Below are 18,475 nucleotides of genomic sequence, written 5' to 3' on the forward strand. Positions count from 1 at the left end.
TTCATCACCCACTTGTAGCTGACCGGGTGGCACTCCGCCCAGTTGGAGGTGGGCATGATGACGTCGGCGTTGATGACATCGATCAGATTGGTGGTCATCGCGCCCCGACCGAAGGTCGCGCCGAGAGCCGGCACCGTGGCCGAGTGGCAGACGCGGGCCGAGTTCTCGAGGTAGACGATCCCGAGGGACCGTGCCAGCTTGGCGATCAGGTAGTTCTCCTCGTTGTCCAGGACCGAGGAGCCCATCCAGGCCAGTCCGTCGGTCCGGTTGACCGTGATCCCCTTCTCCGTCTCCACGAACGTGGCGTCCCGGGTCTTCTTCACCCGCTCCGCGACCTGCTCCATCATCCAGGAAAGGGGCTTCTCCTCCCACCGATCCGAGCCCGGGGCCCGGTAGAGGCCCTTGGTGATCCGGCGCTCGTTAATAGAGATTTGATAGGTCGAGGAGCCCTTCGGGCAGAGCGCGCCCTCCGTATGGGGCGTGTTCGGGTCGCCCTCGATGTCAATGATCTTGTTATCCTTCACATAGATCAACTGGGCGCACCCGACCGCGCAATAGGGACAGACGCCCGGAAAGACCTTCGCCTCCTTGATCCGGAGCGACTGGGCGTAGGCGTGGACCGGCTTCAGGTCGAAGCCCAGGCCGGCGGCCAGCGCTGCCGTGGTCGCACCCGTCGCTTTCAGGAAATGCCGCCGCGAGAGTTCCATGGATGGCCTCCGCGCTAGTTAGTCGGTCGCCCTTCGCCGACGCACTCCACCCTCTAGAAACACGAAGGGCCCACGCGCGTCACGGGGATGCCCCGCGACGGGTGAGCCCGCCAGGGTGCGAACGCTTCCTACGTTTCCCGCCCACCACGATAGCTGGTGCAAGGCCAAAGTGGCCTCCTCAACCACGGTGGGTCAGTCGAATAGCGGAGAACCAGCGATCAGGACAAGGAACACAGGCAAGGGGTATTACGAAATATGCGTACTATGGTCCAGCCGGAGGTGTCAAGCCCAAAAACGTCAGTCAGCGCTTGCGCCAGCGTTCGAGCCCCGGCGTCCGTTTGGTGTCAGTGGTCCAGTCATAGTCCAGGAGGAGACAGGCCAGGTTCAGGAGCCTCGCGACCAGCGTCCACTCGTTGTTGGACTCTGCCCAGATCTTGGTTGCCTCGTGGCGGAACAGCTCCAGCCCCTCCCCGCACCGGTGGCGGAACCCCTCCCCCGCGCCGGCCTCTTTGAGCTTCCGCTCCAGGGCGTCCGTTGCCTCCAGGAGGGCGACCCGGAGCTTCTCGGGATCCAGCGGCTCATCGGCGAAGCGCTTGTACTTCGGGCCGAGGAGGTTGACCAGCGCCAGCTCCAGCTCGACGCTGGGCGCCCACTTGTCCTCTGCCATCGGGTCTCCCGCGGCCAGGACGGTCCGCCCGACCATTGCGGGGGCGGATCCTCCCGCGCGGAACGAGTATCGCACCCCCGGTTCCGGCTGGCAAGCCCCGGCGCCCCCCCTCCCCTGATCCAGGTCCGCGGCGGGGCGGCTTCCTATCAGGGGCTCGGCAGGGAGAGCCTCCAGAGAGTGGGCAGGGCCGTGCTCAGGCTCGGCAGGATGAGGGCCTCCGCTCGGCGCCCTTGACACGGGCCCGGAAAGCAGGTATGTGTGAAGCGCCTTTCCTACCACGCCACGACGGCTGATCATTACTTCTCCGCTTCGACCCATGTGAAGGAGGACGCGGCATGACACGACCTACAAAGAGGCTTTTCGCAGGGACCGTGGCCCTGGCGCTGCTGGCTGCGCTGGTGGGGGCGGCGGCCGCCCAGAACCCGATCCGGATCGGCGCCTCCCTCTCGTTGACGGGCACCTACTCGGCGTTGGGCCAGAACCAGAACCGGGGCTACCAGCTCTGCGCCAAGCACGTGAACGCCAAGGGCGGCGTCCTCGGGCGGAAGGTGGAGTTCGTCCTCTACGATGACCAGTCCCAGCCCGCCACCGGGGTCCGCCTCTACGAGAAGCTCATCACCGAGGATAAGGTGGACGCCGTGATGGGGCCCTACTCCTCGGCGATCACCGAGGCCGTGGCGAACGTGACCGAGAAGTATAAGATGCCGATGGTGGCCCCCATGGCCTCCACCACCTCGATCTTCAAGAAGGGGCGGAAATTCATCTTCATGGTCCAGTCCGCCGCCGAGGTGTACCTGGAGGGGCTCATCGACATGGCCGCGAAGCGGGGCCTGAAGACGGTGGCCCTCGTCAACGAGGACACCCTCTTCCCGAAAGCCACGATCCAGGGGACGATCGAGCTGGCCAAGCAGAAGGGGCTCCAGGTCGTCTTCGTCGAGGGCTATCCCAAAGGCAACACCGACTTCTCCGCCCTGCTCACGAAAATCCGGGCGGCGAACCCCGACGTGCTCGGGGCGGCTACCTACTTTGATGACGCGGTGGCAATCACCCGCCAGATGAAAGAGCTCAACGTGAACCCCAAGCTGTACGGGGTAACCGTTGGCGGCGACCTGCCCAAGTTCTATGAGCTGCTCGGGAAGAACTCCGAGTTCGTCTACGGCGCCACCCAGTGGGAAGCCGAGCTGCCCTATCCCGGATCGAAGGAATTCATCACCTCCTACAAGAAGGAGTTCCCCGGGGCCGACCTCTCCTACCACTCTGCGGGCGGCTACGCTGGCTGCCAGGTCCTCGTGGAAGGCATCCGCCGGGCCGGCTCGCTGGACGGGGAGAAGATCCGCGCTGAGATCCTGAAGATGGATACCACGACGGTGTACGGCGGCTTCAAGGTGGACGATGGGGGGTTCCAGATCTCCCACAAGATGGTCACGTTCCAGTGGCAGGACGGCAAGAAGGTGATCGTCTGGCCGGATGAGCTGGCGGAAGGCAAGGCGCGGTTCCCCACTCCGGCATGGAGCGAGCGGTAGGCGGATGAGGGGCTGAGCAGGACGGCGCCCGCCGGTTCTCCGGCGGGCGCCGCTGGTTTCGGGAGGAGCTGTGGGCGTCACCATCACCCCCGCGATGGTTGCCCAGGTGGTCGTCTCCGGGCTTCTGGCCGGGGCCCTCTACTCCTTGGTGGCCCTCGGCCTGGCCCTGATCTTCGGGGTCATGCGGGTGATCAATGTGGCCCACGGGACCTTGCTGACGCTCGGGGCCTACACCACCTACTGGTTTTTCCACCTCCTCGGAGTCAACCCGTACCTGTCCCTCCTGGTCTCCATGCCGCTGATGTTTCTCCTCGGGGTCCTCCTGCAGCGGACGCTGGTCACGCGGGTCGTGGACGCCCCGGAGCTCTCCTCGCTCCTCCTCACCTTTGGGATCTCCATCGCCCTGGTCAACGGTGTCCAGTTGGCCTTCACCTCCGATGTCCGCTCGGTGGAGTTCCTCACCGGCGCCTACCTTGTGGGGCGGATCGCCCTCTCCAAGTCCCGGCTCGTTGCCTTCGCCTTCGCGGTGGCGATCACGGCCCTCGCCTACTGGTTCCTCCAGCGGACGAAGCTGGGGAAGGCCATCCGCGCCACCTCCCAGAGCCGGGAGGTGGCCATGGTCTGCGGGATCAACGTCCGGCGGATCCACCTCTACACCTTCGGCATCGCCTCCGCGCTGGCGGCGGCAGGCGGCAGCCTGGTGGCGGTCATGTTCGCCATCCAGCCCGAGATGGGGCAGGTCTATACGTTCAAGTCGTTCCTGGTGATCGTCCTTGGAGGGGCCGGGAACTACCCGGGCGCGCTCCTGGGGGGGATGCTGCTCGGCCTGGTCGAGCAGCTCTCCTCCCTCTTCCTCACTACGCAGCTCTCCGAGGCCGTGGCCTACGTCCTGCTGGTCGTAGTTCTCCTCCTGCGCCCCACGGGGCTGCTCGGAGGGCGGGCGCGATGAAGTGGGGGTTCCGTGCGGCGCTCCTCCTCGGGCTTCTCCTGCTGGCGCTCTATCCCACGATCGCCACGGGGTACGGCATCCGGTTCATGCTCCAGCTCTTCATGTGGGTCGCCCTGGCCCAGTCCTGGAACCTGATTTCCGGCCTCACCGGCTACGTCTCCTTCGGCCACGTGGCCTTTTTCGGCACGGGGGCCTACGCGACGGCGATCCTCGTCGCCACCCATGGGTGGCACTGGGTTCCGGCCGCCATCGGGGGCGGGGTCGCGGCCGCGCTCCTGGCGCTGATCATCGGCTACCCGTGCCTCCGCCTCAAGGGGCCCTACTTCGCCATCGCCATGCTCGGCCTGAACGAGGTGATGCGGGTCCTCGTCTCGTACTTTGAGGGGCTCACGGGTGGAGGCTCGGGGCTCTCCCTCCCCACGCTCCATGCGAGCGTCCAAATTTACTACGCCATGGGTCTCGCGGCCATTGCCGTGACCGCGCTTGCCTCCCTCATCATCACGTCCCGCTTCGGCCTGCGCCTGATGACCATCCGGGAGGACGAGATCGCGGCGGAGGCGATGGGTATCAACACCGCCCGCTACAAGCTCTACGCCTTCCTGCTGTCGGCCTTCATGCCCGGCGTGGTCGGGGGGCTCTTCGCCCGGGATCAGGGGTACATCGAGCCGCTCAGCGTCTTCCAGCTGCTCACCACCATCACCATGATCGTGATGGCCCTCTTCGGCGGCAAGGGGACCATCTGGGGCCCGGTCCTGGGTGCCGTGACGCTCTTCGTCTTCCAGGAACTGGTCTGGACGCGATTCCTCTACCTGCATCAGATCTTGTTCGGAGCCATCATCGTGTTCGTCGTGCTCCTGATGCCCAGGGGGATCCTGGGGGTGCTCCAGGAACGCTATCGTCTCCCGCGGACCCTGTGATGCGTGACGGTCGGGTCCTCGAGGTCGAGAGCGTCACTAAGCGCTTCGGCGGGGTGACCGCCGTTCACCGCTGCTCGCTCGCCCTCGCGCCAGGGAAGATCTACGGCCTCATCGGCCCCAACGGGTCGGGGAAGACCACCCTCTTTAACTGCATCACCGGGCTCGAGCCCCGGGACGAGGGGGAGATCCGCTACAAGGGGAAGCGCATCGACGGGCTGAAGGCCCACCAGGTGGCCCTCCGGGGCATCGGGCGAACGTTCCAGATCATCCGGGTGTTCCCGGAGCTGACCGCCCTGGAGAACCTCCTGGTGGTGACCCGGGAGCCCTTCGACGCGGCCGTGCGCCGCGCCCGGGAGCTGCTCCACTTCGTCACCCTCGAGCGGCTGGCGGGCGAATACGCCGGGAACCTCTCCTACGGCCAGCAGAAGCTCCTGGAGTTCATCCGGGTCCTGATGACGGACCCCGAATTGATCCTGCTGGACGAGCCCGCCGCCGGGGTCAACCGGACGCTCCTCAACGAGCTGCTCGCGGCCATCGCCCGGCTCCGGGACGAGGGGAAGACCATCCTGATCGTCGAGCACGACATGAAGGTCGTCATGGGGCTCTGTGAGACGATCTTCGTCCTCGACTACGGGGAGAAGATCGCCGAGGGCCCGCCGGAGGCGATCCAGGGCGACCCGCGCGTGATCGAGGCCTACTTTGGCCGGTGACGGGTTTCTCCTCCGGGCCGACGGGATCCACGCCGGCTACGGGAAGATGGAGATCCTCCACGGGGTCACGCTCGAGGTCCGCCCCCGGGAGATGGTGAGCGTCATCGGCCCCAACGGGGCGGGGAAGTCCACCGCGTTCAAGACGATCGTGGGACTCCTGCACCCGACGTCCGGCCGGATCCTCTTCGACGGGAAGGAGATCACCGGCCTCCCGCCGTACGAGGCGCTCCGGCTCGGGCTCGCCTACGTCCCCCAGGGGCGGATCGTCTTCCCGCAGATGACCGTGCTCGAGAACCTGGAGATGGGGGCCTACATCGAGTCCGATCGGTCGCGGGTGCACGACGCGCTGGAGCGGGTCTATGCGCTCTTCCACATCCTGGCCGAGCGGCGCTACCAGAAGGCCGGGACCATGTCCGGCGGAGAGCAACAGATGCTGGCCATCGGCCGGGCCCTGATGACCAGCCCCCGGCTGATCCTGCTGGACGAGCCCTCCCTCGGGCTCTCCCCGAAGTTCGTGACGCTAATCTTCGAGAGGCTCGTCGAGATGAAGCGGGCAGGCTACACCCTGATGGTGGTGGAGCAGAACGCCGCGAAGGCCCTCTCGGTGGCGGATCGGGGCTACGTCCTCGAGCTCGGGCGGAACCGGTTCGAGGGGACCGGCGGAGACCTGCTGAACGACCCCGAGGTCAAGCGGCTGTACCTCGGCGGCTGATCCAAACGACAGAACTCGCCTGACACCGTCCGGGTCCTGGCGCCGGCGCCGCCCCGGCCCCCGGCCCCCCTGGGGAACCCTCCCGTGGTTCCCCCCATCGGCCCAGGGCCGATGGGACCCCCCTCCGCTACGGGGGCCTTTGGGCGGCATCCGGCGCCACCCGGACGCTGCGTGACACAACTTACGTCGTTTCTGTGTATTAGCGGAGGGGTTCACCAGAGGGAGGGCTGGATGCTGAGGCGCTCGCGGGCCTGGCGGACGAAGCGCTCGGCGCTCGCGACCGCCGCCGCCGCGTCCCCGGGGGCGACCCGGTAGCGCGCCGGGTCCGCCGCCCGGCGCTTGGCCTGCCCGACCCGGAGGAGGAAGGCCACCTCCAGCATGGCCTGCGGGCCGAGGGCGGCCTGGGCAAATTGGCCCACCGCATCCTCCTCCCGGGCGCCCGCCGCCGGCCGGAGGCCGGCGTGGAAGGCCAGCGCCCGCAGCGCCTGCAGCGCCCCCTGGAGGGCCAGGGCGGCCGCCCAGGCGGGATCGCCCTTTAGGAGGCGGCGGGCGTCGCGGACGTCCCGGGCGGCTGCCTGGAGCCGGCGGGTCGTCTGTCGCGGCGTCGTCCGGTGCGGCCGGAAGAGACCGTCCTGCAGGAGTGGGGCGGCGTCCATCGGCGCCCCCACGGCCCTCACGCTTCCGTGAGGGCCTCCAGATCCGACTCCTTGCCCACCAGGACCAGGATGTCCCCGGGAGCGAAGCGGTACTCGGGGTGGGGCACGGGGTCGAGGCGCTCCCGGACCTGCTCGCTGCCGTCCTCGCCCTTCGTGACCTCCCGTTTCTTGATGGCGACAACGTTCACCCGGTGCCGGGTGCGGAGCTGCGACTCCCCGAGCGTCTTCCCCGTCAGGCGCTCGTCAATGGCCCACTGGATCATGGCGTAGCCCTCGGCAAGGGCGATGTGGTCCAGGACCGACTCCCCCACCAGGGCCTTGCCGAGACGCTGCCCCATCTCCTGCTCGACGAAGACGACCCGGTCCGCCCCCGCGAGACGGAGGATCCGGGCCTCCCGCGCCGTGTTGGCCCGGACGACGATCCGCTTGATGCCTAGCTCCTTCAGGGCCGCCGTGGTCAGGACGGAGGCCTCGAAGTCCTTCCCCATCGCCACCACCGCCGCGTCCACCTCTTCGGCGCCGATGGCCTTGAGCGCGTTCAGATCGGTGCTGTCCAGCTGGGCGACGTGGGTCACCCGGTCCTTCACCGCCTCCACGTGATTCGGGTCGGTGTCCACGGCGATGACCTCCACCCCGGCCTCCTCCAGGGTGAGGGCCAGCGCCTCGCCGAACCGTCCCAGCCCAGCCACGAGGATCTGTTTCATCGCTAACCGATCATCACCCGGTCCGTCGGGTAGGTCACCTGCGCTGCCGCCGGGCGCTCGGCCAGGGCCAGCGCCAAGGTCAGGGGCCCGATCCGCCCGACGAACATCGTGGCGGTCACGATCAACCTGCCCGCGTCGGTGAGGGAGGGCGTGATTCCCATAGACAGCCCGACCGTGCCGAAGGCCGACACGGCTTCGAACGCGAGGCTAATAAACGGTCCCGACTCCGTCAAGGCCAATCCGAAGACGGCCAGCGCCACCGCCGCCAGCGCGACCAGGGTGACGGCCGTGGCCCTGTTCACCAGCCCCTGGGGAATGGTGCGCTCGAAGAGCTCCACCCGGTCCCGGTTCCGGAGGATGGCCTGGAGCGTGGCCGTCATCACCCCGACGGTCGTCGTCTTGATCCCGCCCGCGGTTCCGCCCGAGCAACCCCCGATGAACATCAGGAGAATCAGAAGGAAGAGGCTCGCCGGCGCCAACTCCGCGATCGGCACCGTGTTGAAGCCGGCCGTGCGGGGGGTGACCGCCTGGAAATACGCGACCAGAAGCTTCTCCGGGAACGGCCGTCCGGCCAGCGTGTTCCCCCATTCGAGCATGAGGAGGAGCGCCATGGCGGCGACGAGGAGGACGGCGGTCACGGTGAGCGCCACCTTGGTGTGCAGGGTCAGGCGCTTCCACCCCCGGCGGACCGGCGCCTCGAAGCGGTAGAGCGGTCTCTCCCGGAACAGGTCGCTGAGCGTGGCCAGGACGGGAAAGCCGAGCCCTCCCAGGATGATGAGGCTGGTGAAGGTCAGGACGCTAATGGGATCACCTGCGTAGCGGACCAGGCTGTCGGCGAAGAGGGAGAACCCGGCGTTGCAGAAGGCGGAGATGGAATGGAAGACGGCCCGGTACGCAACGTGCCAGGGCTCCGGGCCCTCAGCGCGCCACCGAAGAAAGAGGATTCCACTGCCCAGGACCTCCGCGAGAAAGGTGGAAAAGACGATGGCCCGGATCATCTGCCGGATGGTCCCGATGGCCTCCGCGTCCAGCGCGCCCTGGAGCGCCACCTGGTCCCGGACCCGGAGGCGTCGCCCGGCGAGGGCGGTGGCCAGGGCGGCCAGCGTCATGATTCCCAGCCCGCCGGCCTGGATGAGGGCCAGGATCACGAGCTGTCCGAAGAGGGTGTACTGGCTGCCGATGTCCAGGACCGCGAGGCCGGTCACGCAGACGGCCGACATGGCCATGAAGAGCGCATCCACGAAGGATGTCCCCACCCCCGAGACCGTCGCCTGGGGCAGCGTCAGGAGGAGGCTGCCGAGGAGCGCCGCGCCGAAGAAGGAGACCGCGATCGTCTGGGAGGGGCGGAGGTCCAGGTGCGCGAGGAAGTCCACCGCCTGCCGGGCCCGCGTGACGAGCTTGAGCAGGGCGGCGGTGTAGAAGACGGTGCTGTAGAAGACCAGGCGCTGGATCGCGCCGGTGGTCCCGAAGGCTCCGGGGTCGAGCAGCAGGGAGGCGCGCTGCAGCCCGAAGATGCCGACGGTGGCCAGCACGAGCAGGTCCAGCCAGCGCTGGCGGATATGGCGGAGCGGGGAGGGGCTGCGCCAGGCTTTCTCCAGGTCCTCGCCGAAGTAGAGGAGGGGGATGGCCAGGCTCAGGAGGCCCTGCACGAGACCCCGGCCGGGGAAGTCGGGGGCCGCTTCGAGAAGGAGGGAAGGGCCCAGGAGGGCGGGGGCGGCGAGACGCAGCTTCCGCTTCCCGATGTCGCTGGCCCGGAGGAACAGGACCAGGGCCCGGCGGGCCATGCGACCTCCGGTGTTCTACCGGGTGAGGGGCGCGGCGGAGGTGGGCAGCTTGTCCAGGGCCGCGGCCGGGATGGCGTAGATGCGCGGGTCCCGCTCCCGCTGGGCGAACACCCGTTCCCCCTCCCGCCTGCCGAAGCGGACCGTGCCGAGGAAGTCGCCACTCGCTTTCCAGAGGGTGACCTCCCGGGCGGGCGGGGCGAGTCCGTAGGCGGCGGGGTCCTCGGCGCGCTCCGCCGCCACGGCGATCCATTTGAGGTCCCGCAGGGCGTCGAGGACCTCGAGGACTCGGAAGGGCTTCACCTCGCCCGCCTCGGAGGAACGGAAGCCCCAGCGCCCCCCCCGCCGCTCCAGGATGAGCGTGGCTTCGCCACTCGTCATCTTCAGCGAGCCGACCTCGCCCGTGTCGAATGGGAGTAGGCGGCGGTCCCGGAGGTCGAAGGCCCCCTTGCTGAGGTCGGTGAAGAGCCGGGCCTCCACCTTCACCACGCTCCGCTCCGGCTCCACCGCCGCGGTCGCCCGCCCCTCCTCGGGCGCAGCCAGGAGCAGGCGGACCGGCTCCTTGCCCTGCTCCTTCAAGGTCACCGTGAGGGCGGGAGGGATGAGGCCGAAGTGCTTCAGGTCCGCGCCCGGATCGGCCAGGAACTCCTGGGCGCGGGCGAAGGTGAGATCCGAGAGGATCCGGTCCACTTCACTCGGGTCGGCCGGGAGGCGCTCGGGCTTCGCGATCTCCCACTTCCCGTCGGTGCGCGAGAGCTCCACCTCCCCCTTCGGGGAAGCGAGGCTCACGCCCTCCACCTGCTCCCGCGAGAAGAGCAGGAGAGTCCTGTCCCGGAGGTCCAGGAGGCGCCCCGGGACGGCCTTCGCCACCCGGTCCTCCAGGAGCAGGAGAGGGGAGCCCGGGCCCCGGGTGGCATACACGCCCGCCTTGGCCTTGTCGGTCCGGCCGAGGAGGAGCGTTTGCGGGGGCACCTTCTCGTCGGTGGTGAGGGCGATCCGGGAGACGGGAGGGGCCAGCCCGTAGCTCCGCAGGTCGCCCGGAGCCTCGGCCACGAACTCCTTGATGCCGCGACCGGTCAGCTCGCGCAGAAGGCCCTCGACCCTGGTCGGGTCGCCCCGCCCACGCACGGCCCCGGTCAGCCGCCAGGTCTTCCCCTCCCGCTCGATGGTCGCCGTGGCCGCCCCCCGGGCGAGGGTGATCCGCTGGACCTTGTCCCGCTCCACGGCGAGGACGGTTCTGTCCCGGAGGTCGGCGGGCCGCGTTTCGGCCTGGGACCGGACGCTGGAGGGGACCAGGAAGACCTTCCCCTCGCCCGGGCGCCTCGCGTACACGCTGAGACCGCTCGGTGCCCGGTCCCCGATCTCGAGGAGGATCGGCTCCGCCTTCTCCTTCAGGCTGAGCGCGAGGGTGTACGCCGGGAGGGCCAGGCCGTACTCCTTTCCGTCCTGGTCGGGGAGGTCGTAGCTCCGCTCGACGGTCGCCCGAAGCAGCTCCTGGACGAGGCCGTCCACCTTGCCGGCATCGGCCCGGTCCCGGATCGGGGCGGTGAGCTGCCATCCGCCTTCCCCGCGGACGGCTTCCAGCACGGTGTCGCGCCCCGTGATCCGCACCGCCTGGACGGCCTCGGTGGTCGCGTCGAGGAGTTTGGCCCCCTCCTTCTTCGAGGGCCACCCCCCCCTCACCTCGGCGTAGTAGTAGAACCCTGCCAGCAGCAGGAGGAGGCCGGCCAGCAGGAGCGTGGTGCGGACCCTCACCGCGCGCGCCTCCGCCGGATCCCGACGCCGACGCCCACCAAGAGCACCGCGGCGGGCGGCAGGATGACGCCGATCCAGAAGGCTGCCTGCCCCTGGCCGGCGGTGAGGATCACCGGGGTGAATTTCGCCTCACGGGGGCGGATGCCGACGAGGTCCTCCTCCTCGGCCAGCCAGGAGATGCTATTCAGGAAGAGGTCCCGGTTTCCGGAGAGGTTCAGGTAGTTGTTGGAGGCGAACGCGGCGGTCCCGTACGCCACGATCCGCGCCTTCCGGCCTCCGGCCGCGTCGCCCTCGGCCGCGGCCTTCGCCTCCCCCTTCTTTGCCGGGGGCTTGACCTCCACGGTGGCCACCGCGCCGACGGGAACGGGTCCCCGCCGGTCCTTCCCGGCGTCGAAGCGGGCCTGACCGCGGTTGAGGGTCTCCCGGTCGGTCTCGGCCCACGAGCCCTCCCCCGTCCGGGCGAGGACCTGGACCGTGACGCCCTGGGGTGGGCTTGGGGCGGCGTCCACGGTGCGCGCGAAGGGGAAGAAGGAGGCCAGGGTGAACTCCTTCGTGATGGGATGGCTCTCGTACTGCGTCACCACCGGGATGAGGTAGTCCCCGCCCAGCACGCGGCTCAGGCGGTCCACAATGACATCCCGGCCCGACCGGATCCCGTAGTTCTCGAGGAGGGTGGCGAGGGCCGGGGCCTGGTAGGGGTCCAGGAGGACGAGGAGCTTCCCCCCCCGCTGCACATAGCGCTCGAGCGCCGTGAGCTCGGCGGGGAGCGGGTCCCGCTTCGGGCCGGCCACCACCAGGACCGCCGCGTTTTCCGGGACATCCTTCTCCCGGAGCAGGAGGAGCTCCTTCACCTCGTAGTTCGCCCCCTGGATGGCGTCCCGCGCCTGGGAGAAGCCGGGCCGGTCGGTGTTGCTCACCTCGCCCTCGCCGTGGCCCTGGAGGAAGTAGACCACCCGATTGCCCTCCCGGGTCACCTTCAGGAGGGCGTTGGTCAGCTTCTCCTCGGTAGGGAGAAGGACCTTCTCCTCCTTGGCCCCGCTCTCGATGACCACCGTGTTCGGGGCGCTGACCCCGTACCGCCTGGCGCTGGCCGGGTTGCGGTCCAGGTCGACCAACTCGAAGGTGAACTGGTCCGAGTGGTAGGCGTAGAGCCGGAGCAGGTTCTCCAGGAAGGCCCGGTCCCCCCGGTCCGGCGTCGTGAAGGCCACGGCCTTCACCGGCTGCGTGAGCCCCCGCAGCACCTTGACGGACTGGTCGGAGAGAGACTGGCGGGTGCCCTCGGTCAGGTCGAACCGCCGGTTGTGGGTGTAGGAGAGGGCCTCCACCAGCGTCACGATCGCGAGGAGCAGGAGGACGGCCAGCGCCGTGTTGAGCCCGTAGGCGGTCCGCCGCCGCCGGGCCGCCGCCTGCGTCACGCGCTCGGGTGCCTCGGCCATCTCACGCCCTCCACCGCCGCGCTTCCACCGCCTTCAGGGTCAGGAAGAGGAAGACCGCGGTCGCGTTGACGTAGTAGATGAGATCCTTGGTGTCGATGACCCCCCGGGCGAACGCCTCGAAGTGGTTCAGGAACGACAGGTGCCCCAGGACCTTCCCCACCGTGCCCGCCGCCAGGTCGGCCGACCACCCGATGACCCAGATGAGCAGGAGCGCGCCGAAGGCCAGCGCGGCGGCCACGATCTGGTTCTCCGTCAGGGCGGAGGCGAAGAGGCCCAGGCTCAGGAAGGCGGTGCCGATCAGGATCAGCCCCAGGTAGCCGGCCAGGATCGGGAGGGGCTCCGGGCTGCTCCACGCCGTGAGGAGGATCGGGTAGATGGCGGTGAGGGCCAGCATGCACAAGAGGAGGACGACCGCTGCCAGGAACTTCCCCAGGAGGATCCCCGCGTCCCGCACGGGGTAGGTGAGGAGGAGCTCCATGGTTCCCGACTTCCGCTCCTCGGCAAAGAGGCGCATGGTGAAGAGGGGCATCATGAGGAGCATCACGATGCTCATGTTGTGGAAGAGGGGTCCGAGGACGAACTCCATGATGTTCAGGCCGCCTCCGAAGGCCGGGTTCATGGAGGCCTGGATGCTGTAGAAGGTGAACCGGGCGAGGAACCCCCAGAAGAAGTAGCCCGAGAGGGCCAGGAAGACCGCCATGACGACGTAGGCCACGGGCGAGGCGAAGTAGGCCCGGAGCTCCCTCTTGAAGATGGCCGCGACCCCCATCTCACGCCTCCTGCTCGCGCGTCACCAGCCGGATGAAGATGTCCTCCAGGGTCAGATCCACGGGCCGGAGCTCCGTGAGCCCCCACCCCTTGCTCGTGACCGCCCGGGCCAGGTCCTTCCGGAGGTCCTGCTCCCGCTCCGTCTCCACCAGGAACCGGCGCCGGCCGTCCCGCGCCTCCTGGGGGGCCACCGCCAGGACGCCCTTCACGCCCGCCAACGTCCGCCGCACCTCCTCCTCCGGGCCTTCCACCTCCAGGAGGATCCGGCTGGACTTCTGGAGACGCAGGTTGAGGTTCTCCGGCGTGTCCACGGCCACGATCCGGCCCTCATTGAGAATGATGACCCGCTGGCAGACCATGGAGACTTCCGGGAGGATGTGGGTCGAGAGGATCACCGTTCGCTCCCCTCGCATGTCCCGGATCAGGCTCCGGATCTCGATGATCTGCTTCGGATCCAGGCCTAACGTCGGCTCGTCCAGGATGAGGACCTCCGGGTTGCCCACGAGGGCCTGCGCCAGTCCCACCCGCTGCCGGTAGCCCTTGGAGAGGTTCCGGATCAGGCGGTCCAGGACGTCGGCGAGGAGGCACCGCTCCGTGACCCCGGTCACGCGCGTTGCCCGTTCCGACCGGGAGACCCCCTTGGCCTCGGCCGCAAAGGTGAGGTACTGCCGGACCGTCATGTCCCCGTACAGGGGCACGCTCTCGGGCAGATAGCCGATCCGGCGCCGGACCTCCAGCGAGTCCTTCCCGATGTCGAAGCCGGCGACGCGCGCCGTGCCGCTGGTCGGCGGCATGAAGCAGGCCAGGATCCGCATCGTGGTGGTCTTGCCGGCCCCGTTGGGCCCCAGGAATCCCACCACTTCCCCCTTGGCCACCTCGAAGGAGACCTCCTCGATGGCGGCCTTCGGGCCGTAGAACCTGGTGAGCCCCTCCACCTCAATCATGCTGCCCCCCGGGGGATGTCCGACAGGGCCTGGGCAAATAAAACCCCCCGCCGCGCGCGGTGCGGGGCCGGGGGGAGCCGGGAAGTGGCGCCCGGCGATGCGTCACGCGCTTCGGATTATAGCCGCGGCGCGGAAAATTTCAAGCCTTCCAGAGCGGCGGCCACGTTCTCGATCTTTTCCATGGCAAGGCACGTCTCCGCCAGGCGGCGGCGGTCCTCCGGAGGGAGGGCTGCGGTCAGCGTGTTGAACTTGGTCAGGAGGTCCACTTCGCTCGTGGGGTGAGCGGGATCCCCCCGGGGGATGTCCACCCGGACGGTGTCGGTGGCGGCCGTCGTCTCGAGCTCGACGACAGCGGGCCACTGTTCGGGGTAGGCCCCGTCCAGCGTCGGATCGTGGGCCAGCCGGACCTTCGCGAGGAGGGCCCGGATCGCCTCCTCGGCGAGGCGGGCCTCCGTGAACGCGTCCGGACCGACGGCCCCGTGGAGGAGGGCCGTGGCGACGCAGTAGGGGACGCTGAACTTGGCCGCGTAGGGGCTCGTCGGCTGCACCGGTTGGAGGAGCCGGTAGGCGGCGCCGTAGAGGCGGACGGTCACCGACCGGATGCTCTGCGGGTCGGGCCGATGCCGCTCCCGGAGCAACAGGGCGGCGTCGATGCTGGAGTGGATGTGGTAGCAGGCCGCGTGAGCCTTGAAGGAGGTCGCCAGAATCCGGAACGTCCCGCTCCCCAGCCCCTCGGTGAGCCGGGCGGCATCCCCCCCCTGGGCCATCGCCCGGAGGAATCCCTTCTCCCCCTCCAGGATCCGGGTGGCGGCCGTGAAGCCCCGCTCGGCGAGGAGGGCGCAGAGGATCCCGTCGTGGGCCGCCTTGGCCGGATGCAGCTGCTTCGACATGGCGCCGTCCACCAGGAACTCCCAGAGGCCTGCGGCGACCGTCCCCGCGCTCCCGAAGGCGGCGGCGAGGCGCCGGGTGTCCAGGCCGAGGAGCTTGCCCGCGGCGGCCGCGGCGGCGAAGGTGCCGCAGGTCCCGGTGGTGTGCCAGAAGTCGTAGTGCCGCTGGCCCGCCGCCTCCCCGAGGCGGATCCCGACCTCGTAGCCGGCCACGATGGCGGCGAGGAGCTCCGTCCCCGACGCGCCCTCGCGCTCCGCCACCGCCAACGCCGCGGGGATCACGGTGGCGCCCGGGTGGAAGACCGCCTGCTTGTGCAGGTCGTCCATCTCCACCACGTGGGAGGCGCCGGCGTTCACCAGCGCGGCGAGGGGAGCGGAGGTCCTGGAGCCGTCCGGGAGGAGGGTGGCCTCGGGCGTCCCGCCCAGCCCCCGGGCGACGTCGAGCAGGATGGCGGTCGGCTTCGCCTTGGCCCCCGCCACCGCCGAGCCGAGCCAGTCCAGGAGGCACCACCGGGCCATGCGCCGGACGTCCTCGGGCAGGGCCTCCCCGTCCAGGAGTTCGGTGAAGGCCGCGAGCTGCTCAGCGATCGTCCTGGTCATCGCTCACCCTCGGTCGCTTGGGGTTTCCTCGTAGAGCCTCACGATCCGGATGGCATCGTAGGGCTGACAGGCCTGCAGGCACAGATCGCAGAGGATGCACTCGTCCTCTTCCTGGACCCCGATCCGGTCCCCCCGGGGGATGAAGATACTCACCGGGCAGGCCGGCAGGCATTTCCCGCAGGCGGCGATGCCGACGCAGCGCTCCTCGCTGACCTCCACGCGGACGAAGATCCCGCGGGCGGCCTCGGCCGCCGTGCTCATCCGTTCCCCTCCGAGCCTCTGGCCATCTGGACTCCCCTCAGAGGAGCCGCGCGATCATCGGGACGATGTCGGAGAAGGCGTCCGCCACGGGGATGCCGGCCTCCCGGAACGCGGCGATCTTGCTCCGGGTGCTCCCCCGTTCTCCTTCCACGATGGCGGCGGCGTGGCCGAAGCGGACCCCGGGGATCTCGTCGGCGAAGCGGCCGGCAACGAAGGCCACCATGGGGAGGGGGAGGCCCTGGGCCCTGACCTGCCCGGCCACCGCCTCCTCCGCCGTCCCCCCCGGCTCGCAGAACAGGACGACCGCGGCCGTCTCGGGATCGGCCGCGAAGGCCGGGAGGAGGTCTCGGAAGGTTGAGCCCACCAGGGGATCCCCCCCGATGCTCACACAGGTGGACTGGCCGATGCCGTGCTGCGTCAGGAGGTTGGCGATCTCCGTCGTCATCCCCCCGCTCCGGGACAGGATCCCCACCGGCCCCGGCGCGTAGGCCTTCCGCACGTCGGCGGCCGGTCCCCCCACCATTCCCACCTTGGTCTTCCCCGGGGAGAGGATCCCGAGGGAGTTGGGTCCCACCACGGTGGCCCCGCACTCTTGCGCGACGCAGAGGATCTCTGCGACGTCCCGGCGGGGGACACGCTCGGTCACGATGACCAGGAGGCGGAGCCCGGCGGCGAGGGCCTCCAGGGCGGCGGCCCGGGCCGCCGCCGGCGGGACCGAGATGACCGTGGCGCCGGCCGGGTGCTCGGCGAGGGCGGCGGCCACCGTGTCGTAGACGGGCACCCCGTGGACCGCGCCACCCCCCTTGCCCGGGGTCACGCCCGCCACGACCTTCGCACCGTACTCCAGGCTGTCCCTGACGAAGGTGGCCGCCTCGCGCCCCGTGATCCCCTGCACCAGAATCCGCGTCTTCTCGTCAGCGAGGATGGCCACTCTGCGTGCCTCGGCGCGCGCCCACCGTCCTGGGCGAGCGCCCGCGAGACGGTCTTGCCGTCCGCAGGCGGGCGGTGAGCGTCTTCAGGTCCTTCTTGCCGCTCACGAACTGGTAGATCCGGCTGAAGTCAGCGTCGCCCCCCACGCGGTCCATGGCGGCCTCCCAGTACCGCCGGATGGTGGTCGCGAGGGGCAGGTCCATGCCGAGGCGGTGCTCGAGGTCGGTGATCAGCTTCAGGTCCTTGTAGCCGGTCTTGATTGCGGCGCCCGACTGGAAGGTGCCCGAAACGATGAACCGGGGAAACCGGAGCTCGGTCTCGTAGCTCCGGGCGTTGCTGTTCTGGAAGACGTCGAGGAGCAAGGACTCCTCGAACCCCAGGGTCCTCCCCATCCAGAACGCCTCGCAGGTGGCCAGGAAGAGGGTAAAGGAGAGCTGGTTCTGCAGGAGCTTGACGGTCATCCCCTGGCCGGGGCCCCCGGCGTAGACCACCTTCCGCGCGATGGCGGAGAACAGGGGCTGGCAGTCCCGACACAGACGCCGGTCGCCCCCCGCCATCAGCAGCAGTGTGCCCTCCCGCGCGCCGACGGCGCCACCCGTCATCGGCGCCTCGAGGAACCGCACCCCCCGCTTCGCGACCTTGCGGTGGTTCTCGACGGCGGCGGTGGGATCGCCCGTCGTCATGTCGATGACCAGGCTGTCGCCGCGGAGGCCGGCGAGGATCCCCTCGGCGGAGTACAGGACCTCGTTCACCGCCCGGTGATCCGTGACCAGGAGCAGGACAACCTTGCTCGCTGCGCCGAGGGCCCGGAGGGAGGGGGTGAGATGCACCCCGCTCCGCCCGGCCGCCCACTGGCGCACCCGCTCGCTCCGTTCATGGATCGTCAGGCGGAATCCGTGCTTGAGCAGGTTCTCGGCCACGCCCCTTCCCATGTGGCCGAGGCCGATCAGGCCGACGGGCGTTTCCCGGGTGATCTTCATTGCGCTCCTCGCTTCGGTCAGTGGGCCCGGGCGGCGAGCCGGGCGGCCTCGTCGATCGAGACCGTCCGGTCGCAGAAGGGGATGCCGTATTTCCGGAGAATTTTCCCCCCTTCCTCCTCCCAGGAGCCCGGGACCCGAAACACGCTGATCGTCGCGCGCGGCTCGCGCCCCGCCGCGAGACATCCCTTGATGACCCCGCGGGCGACCAGGTCCACTCGGGTGTTCGAGACCACGTTCATGATGACGCCGAGGCGTCTGACGCCGGGCTTGCGCAGGAGGAGCTCGGTCAGGGCCTGGACCTTCCGGACGCTGGGATTCCCCCCGATCTCGCAGTAGTTGGCCGGTCTCCCGCCGTGGCGGCGGATGGCGTCGAAGGCGGCCAGGCTGGCCCCCCCGCCCCCGATGAGGAGACCCAGCTCCCCGTCGAACTCGATCACGCGCCCGGCCACCCCCCGGTGGTCCAGAGCGTCGATCCGCGCGGCCTCGCCCTCGAGCGGCGTGGGCGGGCGTCCGGATCCGTCGCGGCGCCGGATACCGTGGACCCGCTCGAGGTCCGGCTGACGGAAGAGGGCGTCGTCGTCGATCTCC

The 18,475-nt window shown here is 69.5% G+C and carries 19 protein-coding genes; 5 read left to right on the forward strand and 14 right to left on the reverse strand.

Annotated features, from left to right (window positions below):
• Both VGT06_02065 and VGT06_02070 read right to left on the reverse strand, forming a co-directional pair.
• On the reverse strand, positions 1 to 707 hold a 707-nt coding region (locus tag VGT06_02065; GenBank protein HEV8661918.1), incomplete at its 3' end, for a twin-arginine translocation signal domain-containing protein.
• Positions 708 to 1,008: 301 nt separating this feature from the next.
• Positions 1,009 to 1,410 carry a hypothetical protein gene (locus tag VGT06_02070; GenBank protein ID HEV8661919.1) on the reverse strand — a complete coding sequence of 134 codons (402 nt, stop codon included), beginning with the start codon at positions 1,408 to 1,410 and terminating at the stop codon, positions 1,009 to 1,011.
• Positions 1,411 to 1,709: 299 nt separating this feature from the next.
• Here VGT06_02070 and VGT06_02075 point away from each other — a divergent pair, with 299 nt between their 5' ends.
• The 5 genes from VGT06_02075 to VGT06_02095 all read left to right on the forward strand — a co-directional run bounded on the left by VGT06_02075 (position 1,710) and on the right by VGT06_02095 (position 6,185).
• Positions 1,710 to 2,897 carry an amino acid ABC transporter substrate-binding protein gene (locus VGT06_02075; GenBank protein HEV8661920.1) on the forward strand — a complete coding sequence of 396 codons (1,188 nt, stop codon included), beginning with the start codon at positions 1,710 to 1,712 and terminating at the stop codon, positions 2,895 to 2,897.
• A gap of 70 nt (positions 2,898 to 2,967) precedes the next feature.
• Complete coding sequence (locus VGT06_02080; GenBank protein HEV8661921.1) at positions 2,968 to 3,846, forward strand: branched-chain amino acid ABC transporter permease; 879 nt, start codon at positions 2,968 to 2,970, stop codon at positions 3,844 to 3,846.
• The gene (locus VGT06_02085) at positions 3,843 to 4,763 is read left to right on the forward strand and encodes a branched-chain amino acid ABC transporter permease (protein HEV8661922.1); all 921 of its coding nucleotides are present in this window, start codon (positions 3,843 to 3,845) and stop codon (positions 4,761 to 4,763) included. The genes VGT06_02080 and VGT06_02085 overlap by 4 nt, the downstream gene beginning before the upstream one ends.
• A complete protein-coding gene (locus VGT06_02090) occupies positions 4,763 to 5,473 on the forward strand; it encodes an ABC transporter ATP-binding protein (GenBank protein HEV8661923.1) in 711 nt (236 codons plus the stop codon). The genes VGT06_02085 and VGT06_02090 overlap by 1 nt, the downstream gene beginning before the upstream one ends.
• Positions 5,463 to 6,185: an ABC transporter ATP-binding protein gene (locus VGT06_02095; protein HEV8661924.1), complete on the forward strand. Its 723-nt coding sequence runs from the start codon at positions 5,463 to 5,465 to the stop codon at positions 6,183 to 6,185. Before VGT06_02090 ends, VGT06_02095 begins: the two co-directional genes overlap by 11 nt.
• Before the next feature lie 212 nt (positions 6,186 to 6,397).
• On the opposite strand, the gene VGT06_02100 is transcribed toward VGT06_02095, so the two are convergent.
• The 12 genes from VGT06_02100 to VGT06_02155 form a co-directional block, all read right to left on the reverse strand.
• The gene (locus VGT06_02100; GenBank protein HEV8661925.1) at positions 6,398 to 6,862 is read right to left on the reverse strand and encodes a hypothetical protein; all 465 of its coding nucleotides are present in this window, start codon (positions 6,860 to 6,862) and stop codon (positions 6,398 to 6,400) included.
• Positions 6,859 to 7,545, reverse strand: a complete 687-nt coding sequence (locus VGT06_02105; protein HEV8661926.1) for a TrkA family potassium uptake protein — start codon at positions 7,543 to 7,545, stop codon at positions 6,859 to 6,861. The genes VGT06_02100 and VGT06_02105 overlap by 4 nt, the downstream gene beginning before the upstream one ends.
• 2 nt (positions 7,546 to 7,547) lie before the next feature.
• Complete coding sequence (locus VGT06_02110; GenBank protein ID HEV8661927.1) at positions 7,548 to 9,329, reverse strand: TrkH family potassium uptake protein; 1,782 nt, start codon at positions 9,327 to 9,329, stop codon at positions 7,548 to 7,550.
• A 15-nt stretch (positions 9,330 to 9,344) separates the two neighbouring features.
• A complete protein-coding gene (locus VGT06_02115; GenBank protein HEV8661928.1) occupies positions 9,345 to 11,081 on the reverse strand; it encodes a DUF4340 domain-containing protein in 1,737 nt (578 codons plus the stop codon).
• Positions 11,078 to 12,517: a GldG family protein gene (locus tag VGT06_02120; protein ID HEV8661929.1), complete on the reverse strand. Its 1,440-nt coding sequence runs from the start codon at positions 12,515 to 12,517 to the stop codon at positions 11,078 to 11,080. The genes VGT06_02115 and VGT06_02120 overlap by 4 nt, the downstream gene beginning before the upstream one ends.
• 1 nt (position 12,518) lies before the next feature.
• Complete coding sequence (locus VGT06_02125; protein HEV8661930.1) at positions 12,519 to 13,286, reverse strand: ABC transporter permease; 768 nt, start codon at positions 13,284 to 13,286, stop codon at positions 12,519 to 12,521.
• 1 nt (position 13,287) lies between these two features.
• On the reverse strand, positions 13,288 to 14,229 hold the full coding sequence (locus tag VGT06_02130; GenBank protein ID HEV8661931.1) for an ATP-binding cassette domain-containing protein: 942 nt from the start codon (positions 14,227 to 14,229) through the stop codon (positions 13,288 to 13,290).
• A gap of 116 nt (positions 14,230 to 14,345) precedes the next feature.
• Positions 14,346 to 15,716 (reverse strand): MmgE/PrpD family protein, encoded by a 1,371-nt coding sequence (locus tag VGT06_02135; protein ID HEV8661932.1) that lies wholly within the window; start codon positions 15,714 to 15,716, stop codon positions 14,346 to 14,348.
• A gap of 3 nt (positions 15,717 to 15,719) precedes the next feature.
• Positions 15,720 to 15,977 (reverse strand): 4Fe-4S dicluster domain-containing protein, encoded by a 258-nt coding sequence (locus tag VGT06_02140; GenBank protein ID HEV8661933.1) that lies wholly within the window; start codon positions 15,975 to 15,977, stop codon positions 15,720 to 15,722.
• 37 nt (positions 15,978 to 16,014) lie between these two features.
• Positions 16,015 to 16,908 (reverse strand): CoA-binding protein, encoded by an 894-nt coding sequence (locus VGT06_02145; protein HEV8661934.1) that lies wholly within the window; start codon positions 16,906 to 16,908, stop codon positions 16,015 to 16,017.
• On the reverse strand, positions 16,892 to 17,887 hold the full coding sequence (locus tag VGT06_02150) for an NAD(P)-dependent oxidoreductase (GenBank protein HEV8661935.1): 996 nt from the start codon (positions 17,885 to 17,887) through the stop codon (positions 16,892 to 16,894). Before VGT06_02150 ends, VGT06_02145 begins: the two co-directional genes overlap by 17 nt.
• 17 nt (positions 17,888 to 17,904) lie before the next feature.
• Positions 17,905 to 18,475: succinate--CoA ligase (locus tag VGT06_02155; protein HEV8661936.1), on the reverse strand; the 571-nt coding region annotated here is incomplete at its 5' end.

It is taken from the genome of Candidatus Methylomirabilis sp. (assembly GCA_036000645.1).
Classification (GTDB): Bacteria; Methylomirabilota; Methylomirabilia; order Methylomirabilales; family JACPAU01; genus JACPAU01.